This window comes from Kitasatospora sp. NPDC059817 (assembly GCF_042731835.1).
GTDB lineage: Bacteria > Actinomycetota > Actinomycetes > Streptomycetales > Streptomycetaceae > Kitasatospora.
This window is the reverse complement of sequence record NZ_JBHWIR010000010.1, coordinates 74967-81201: the sequence shown is the minus strand read 5'-3', so window position 1 is coordinate 81201 and position 6235 is coordinate 74967. Positions and strand designations below refer to the sequence as shown.

The 6235-nt window shown below is 71.1% G+C and carries 4 protein-coding genes; 3 read left to right on the top strand and 1 reads right to left on the bottom strand.

Features of this window, described 5'->3' with window-relative positions; translation table 11 throughout:
* Nucleotides 1-180: 180 nt before the first annotated feature.
* Nucleotides 181-3309 (bottom strand): isoleucine--tRNA ligase, encoded by a 3129-nt coding sequence (gene ileS / locus ACFV61_RS03980; protein WP_380489993.1) that lies wholly within the window; start codon nucleotides 3307-3309, stop codon nucleotides 181-183.
* A 641-nt stretch (nucleotides 3310-3950) separates the two neighbouring features.
* On the opposite strand from ileS, the gene ACFV61_RS03975 reads away from it, so the two are divergent.
* The 3 genes from ACFV61_RS03975 to ACFV61_RS03965 all read left to right on the top strand — a co-directional run bounded on the left by ACFV61_RS03975 (nucleotide 3951) and on the right by ACFV61_RS03965 (nucleotide 6235).
* Nucleotides 3951-4418 carry a TraR/DksA family transcriptional regulator gene (locus tag ACFV61_RS03975; protein WP_244293330.1) on the top strand — a complete coding sequence of 156 codons (468 nt, stop codon included), beginning with the start codon at nucleotides 3951-3953 and terminating at the stop codon, nucleotides 4416-4418.
* Nucleotides 4419-4582: 164 nt separating this feature from the next.
* Nucleotides 4583-5236: a signal peptidase II gene (gene lspA, locus ACFV61_RS03970; RefSeq protein WP_380489998.1), complete on the top strand. Its 654-nt coding sequence runs from the start codon at nucleotides 4583-4585 to the stop codon at nucleotides 5234-5236.
* A 60-nt stretch (nucleotides 5237-5296) separates the two neighbouring features.
* On the top strand, nucleotides 5297-6235 hold the full coding sequence (locus ACFV61_RS03965; RefSeq protein WP_063347228.1) for an RluA family pseudouridine synthase: 939 nt from the start codon (nucleotides 5297-5299) through the stop codon (nucleotides 6233-6235).

Below are 6235 nucleotides of genomic sequence, written 5' to 3'. Positions count from 1 at the left end.
CACACCCCCACCCCCCCACCCCACCTTTTAATGATACTGAGACCACCGAGATCTACAATGGCATTGTCGTCGGACGCGTACTCTGTGTATCCGATACAGGTGGTGACTCCACTTCCGGGGCGCGCGGGTACGGCGACGCCGCCGTCGCCCCGGGCGGGGTGACGGCGGCTTCGGAGCGGGTCAGGCCTTGCGGAGCTGGAAGGCGAGGCCGAGGGCTTCGTCGGCGAAGGTCTCGGAGTCCCAGTCGGCCGTGCCGGCGGCGAAGTCGGTGGCCAGGACCTCCTCGGCGACGAGGGGGCCGTGCTCGGCGATGGCCTCGGCGGTCTCCTCGGTGGTGGCCCGCCAGCGCAGGACGATCCGGTCGGCGACGTCGAGGCCGGAGTTCTTGCGGGCCTCCTGGATCTGGCGGATGGCGTCGCGGGCGACGCCGAGCCGCTTGAGCTCCGGGGTGATGGCCAGGTCGAGGGCGACGGTGGCGCCGGACTCGTTGGCGACGGCCCAGCCCTCGCGCGGGGTCTCGGTGATGATCACCTCGTCCGGGGAGAGGGCGACCTGCTCGCCGTTCAGCTCGACCGAGGTCTCGCCGTCGGCGCGCAGTTCGGCGGCCAGGCGGGCGGCGTCGGTGGCGGCGACCGCCTTGGCGACGTCCTGCACGCCCTTGCCGAACCGCTTGCCCAGGGCGCGGAAGTTGGCCTTGGCGCTGGTGTCGACGAGCGAGCCGCCGACCTCGGCGAGCGACTCCAGGGTGGAGACGTTGAGCTCCTCGGCGATCTGCGCGCGCAGGTCGGCGGGCAGCTCGTCCCAGCCCTGGGCGGCGATCAGCGCGCGGGACAGCGGCTGACGGGTCTTCACGCCGGACTCGGCGCGGGTGGCCCGGCCGAGCTCCACCAGGCGGCGGACCAGCGCCATGTGCCGGGAGAGGTCGGTGTCGATCAGCGACTCGTCCGCCTGCGGCCAGGTGGCCAGGTGGACCGAGGCCGGGGCGTCCGCGGCGATCGGGACGACCAGGTCCTGCCAGACCTGCTCGGTGATGAACGGGGTCATCGGGGCCATCAGGCGGGTGACCGTCTCCAGCGCCTCGTGCAGGGTGGCGAGCGCGGCCGCGTCGCCCTGCCAGAAGCGGCGGCGGCCGCGGCGGACGTACCAGTTGGACAGGTCGTCGACGAAGCCGGACAGCAGCTTGCCGGCGCGCTGGGTGTCGTACGCCTCGAAGGCGGCGTCGACCTCGCGGACCAGGGTGTTCAGCTCGGAGAGGACCCAGCGGTCCAGCTGCGGGCGGTCGGCCGGGGCAGGATCGGCCGCCGAGGGGGACCAGCCGGCGGTGCGGGCGTACAGGGCCTGGAAGGCGACGGTGTTCCAGTAGGTGAGGAGGGTCTTGCGGACCACCTCCTGGATGGTGCCGTGGCCGACCCGGCGGGCCGACCAGGGCGAACCGCCGGCGGCCATGAACCAGCGGACGGCGTCGGCGCCGTGCTGGTCCATCAGCGGGATCGGCTGCAGGATGTTGCCCAGGTGCTTGGACATCTTGCGGCCGTCCTCGGCCAGGATGTGGCCCAGGCAGACGACGTTCTCGTAGCTGTTCTTGTCGAACACCAGGGTGCCGACCGCCATCAGCGTGTAGAACCAGCCACGGGTCTGGTCGATCGCCTCGGAGATGAACTGCGCCGGGTAGCGCTTCTCGAACAGCTCCTTGTTCTGGTACGGGTAGCCGTACTGGGCGAAGGGCATCGAGCCCGAGTCGTACCAGGCGTCGATGACCTCGGGGACCCGGGTCGAGGCGCCGCCGCACTCGCGGCAGGCGAAGGTCACGTCGTCGATGTACGGGCGGTGCGGGTCGAGCTCGCTCTGGTCGGTGCCGGTGAGCTCGGAGAGCTCGGCCAGCGAGCCGACGCAGGTGAGGTGGCCCTCCTCGCAGCGCCAGATCGGCAGCGGGGTGCCCCAGTAGCGGTTACGGCTGAGCGCCCAGTCGATGTTGTTGTTCAGCCAGTCGCCGAAGCGGCCGTGCTTGACGGTCTCCGGGTACCAGTTGGTGGCCTCGTTCTCCCGGATCAGGGCGTCCTTGACCGCGGTGGTGCGGATGTACCAGGACGGCTGCGCGTAGTAGAGCAGCGCGGTGTGGCAGCGCCAGCAGTGCGGGTAGCTGTGCTCGTACGGGAGGTGGCGGAAGAGCAGGCCGCGCTCCTTGAGGTCCGCGACCAGGGCCTCGTCGGCCTTCTTGAAGAACTGGCCGCCGACCAGCGGGACCTCGGGGGCGAAGGTGCCGTCGGCGAGGACCGGGTTGACCACCGGCAGGCCGTACTTGCGGCAGGTCGCGAGGTCGTCCGCGCCGAAGGCGGGCGACTGGTGGACGATGCCGGTGCCGTCCTCGGTGGTGACGTAGTCCGCGTTGAGGACGTAGTGCGCGTTCTCGATCTCGACCAGGTCGAACGGGCGGCGGTAGGCCCAGCGCTCCATCTCGGCGCCGGTGAAGGACTCGCCGGTGGCCTCCCAGCCCTCGCCGAGGGCCTTGGCGAGCAGCGGCTCGGCGACGACCAGCTTCTCCTCGCCGTCGGTGGCCACCACGTAGGTGACCTCCGGGTGGACGGCGGCGGCGGTGTTGGAGACCAGGGTCCACGGGGTGGTGGTCCAGACCAGCAGCGCGGCCCGGCCGGCCAGCGGGCCGCTGGTCAGCGGGAAGCGGACGAAGACCGAGGGGTCGACGACGGTCTCGTAGCCCTGGGCCAGCTCGTGGTCGGACAGGCCGGTGCCGCAGCGCGGGCACCAGGGGGCGACCCGGTGGTCCTGGACCAGCAGGCCCTTGTCGAAGATCTGCTTGAGCGACCACCAGACGGACTGGACGTACGACGGGTCCATCGTCCGGTAGGCCTCGTCGAGGTCGACCCAGTACCCCATGCGGGTGGTCAGCTCGGTGAAGGCGTCGGTGTGGCGGGTCACCGACTCGCGGCACTTGGCGTTGAACTCGGCGATGCCGTACGCCTCGATGTCCTGCTTGCCGGAGAAGCCCAGCTCCTTCTCGACGGCGAGCTCGACCGGGAGGCCGTGGCAGTCCCAGCCGGCCTTGCGGGCGACGTGGTAGCCCTTCATCGTCCGGAAGCGCGGGAAGACGTCCTTGAAGACGCGGGCCTCGATGTGGTGGGCGCCGGGCATGCCGTTGGCGGTCGGCGGGCCCTCGTAGAAGACCCACTCGGGGCGGCCCTCGGACTGCTCCAGGCTGCGCTGGAAGATCTTGTTGTCCTGCCAGAACGACAGGATCTGGTGTTCGAGGGCGGGCAGGTCCACCTGTGCGGGGACGGAGTTGTAGGTGCTCATCGCGGGCGTCATACCTCCGGCGGATGTGAACGGGATCCGACGGAGGGACGAGACGGCGAGCCGCCCCGCGGTACCACCCTCCTTGGCCGCGGTGCTGCTGCGGCCCTCTTGTTTGGGCTTGCTGCCGGGTCTAGTGGGCCGGCCCGCGCGGTGGCGGGCGGCCGTTCTTCCGGCGGCTCCGGGGTGATCTTCCCGCCGTGCACACCCCCGGGCTCGCACCGTCCCCGGGTCGCTGGTGGCTGCGTACGTCGGTACTCGTCCCATCTGCGCCTTGCAGGGCCAGTGTATCGGCCGGGTGAGTCGGTTTGTCCAAATCGTTTTTCCCCGCGGTGGACGGCCGGGGCGCTCCGGGGCCGGCGGCGGTGGTGGTTAGGCGGGGGTGATCTGGGCACAAGTCTGGTCAGCGCGCGGGGCGTGGCGGCTGGGGCGACTGCCTGGGTGGGATCATCATGGGGCGTCGGAATGTCATGTTGTGACCGGTTTTGATCGGGATTATCGTTCCGGCACTGGAGGCCGCCGGGAACCGGCGGCTCGATTCGTTCGTAGATGGGGTCGAAGCCATGGCTGAGAAGGCAACCGGCGCGGGTACCGCCACCAAGCGGGCACGCAAGGCCGTGGCGGCCGATCCAGGGGAGGGGACCGTGACCACTACCGCACGGCAGAAGAGCAGCACCGACACCGTCACCGTGCCGCGCGGCGCCGAGTCGGTGGACCCGGCCACGTTGCCGGTCCGGCCCGGCGAGGACCCGTGGACCACCGACGAGGTCCACGAGCTGCACACCGAGCTCATCAGCGAGCTGGAGCGGCTGCAGAACGAGATCGACGCCGCCGAGGCGGCCATCTCCGGCCTGATGCGTGACTCCAACGACGGAGCCGGTGACGACCAGGTGGACGCCGGTACGAAGAACATCTCGCGGGAGAGCGAACTCGCGCTCGCCAACAACGCCCGGGACAGCCTCGCCCAGACCGAGCGGGCCCTGACCAGGCTGGAGGGCGTCGGCTTCGGCACCTGCGAGTCCTGCGGGCAGGCCATCGGAAAGGCCCGGATGCAGGCCTTCCCCCGGGCCACGCTCTGCGTGCAGTGCAAGGCCAAGCAGGAACGCCGCTGACGCGGCCGACCGGGGCGGCGCAGGGGGTCGGGCTTGCCGTACGCTCGACCCCGTAACGTCGCCTGAATCCTGGGACACGTCCGGTTCGGAGGTGTCCGGTACGGCGACCATGGGCCCACCCTCCCCCACCTCCAACCGGGGGAGCTCCACCGGCAGCGGAGCGGATCATCAGTACGCAAGGTTCCCCCCAGACGCGGGACGACGCCGTCCCGACCCCCGCCGAAGCCGTGGAGGTGGCCGTGGCCGAGCCCACCGAGCCCGCGGAGCCTGCCGAGCCCGCCGAGGCGACCGCCCCGGCCGCGGCGGAGGCGCCGAAGGGCCGTCGGCGGATCGGCGTGCTGATGGTCGTCTCGCTGCTCGCCTTCCTGATCGACTTCGGCAGCAAGCTGCTGGTCGTGGCCCGGCTGGAGAACCACGCGGCGATCAAGGTGATCGGGGACGTCGTCACCTTCCAGGTCATCCGCAACTCCGGCGCCGCCTTCGGCATGGGGCAGGCGCTGACCGTCGTCTTCACGATGATCGCCTCGGCCGTCATCGTGGTGATCTGGCGGATCGCCCGCCGGCTGTACAGCCTGCCCTGGGCGATCGCGCTCGGGCTGCTGCTCGGCGGGGCCCTGGGCAACCTCACCGACCGGCTGTTCCGCTCGCCGGGCGTCTTCCGCGGGCACGTCGTCGACTTCATCTCCGTCCAGCACTTCGCGGTCTTCAACCTCGCCGACTCGGCGATCGTCTGCGGCGGAATCCTCGTCGTGCTGCTCTCCTTCCGGGGCAGCAACCCGGACGGCACCGTCCACCAGCAGGGCGGCAAGACCGAGTAGCAGGGGCCCCGGGCGGTCGGGCGGGCGGCGGAGGGCCGCGGTTCCGGCATACTCGTACGGGTGAGTACCGCAGCGCAGATCCGCAGCCTCCCCGTACCCGACGGCCTGGAGGGCGAGCGCCTCGACGCCGCCCTCGCCCGGATGTTCGGTTTCTCCCGGACGAAGGCCGCCGAGTTGGCCGCCGACGGCAAGGTGACGCTCGACGGCGCCGTGGCCGGAAAGTCGGACCGGGTGACCGCCGGTTCCTGGCTGGAGGTCGAGATCCCCGCCCCCGCCGCCCCCGTGCGGATCATCGCCGAGCCGGTCGAGGGCATGCGGATCGTCCACGACGACGAGGACATCGTGCTCGTCGACAAGCCGGTCGGCGTCGCCGCGCACCCCAGCCCCGGCTGGACCGGCACCACCGTCATCGGCGGGCTCGCCGCGGCCGGCTACCGGATCTCCACCTCCGGCGCCGCCGAGCGCCAGGGCGTCGTGCACCGGCTCGACGTCGGCACCTCCGGGCTGATGGTCGTCGCCAAGTCCGAGCGCGCGTACACCGACCTCAAGCGGCAGTTCCACGACCGGATCACCGAGAAGCGCTACCACGCCCTCGTGCAGGGGCACCCGGACCCGCTGAGCGGCACCGTGGACGCGCCGATCGGACGGCACCCCAGCTCGGACTGGAAGTGGGCCGTGACCAAGGACGGCAAGCCGTCCGTCACCCACTACGACCTGGTCGAGGCCTACCGCTCGGCCTCGCTGCTCGACATCAAGCTGGAGACCGGGCGCACCCACCAGATCCGGGTCCACATGTCCGCGCTGCGCCACCCCTGCGTGGGCGACCTGACCTACGGCGCCGACCCGACGCTGGCCAAGCGGCTCGGGCTGACCCGGCAGTGGCTGCACGCCGTGTCGCTCGGCTTCGAGCACCCGGCGGACGGGCAGTGGGTCGAGTTCTCCAGCGAGTACTCGCCCGACCTGCGCAAGGCGCTCGACATCATCTCGTCGGAGAGCTGA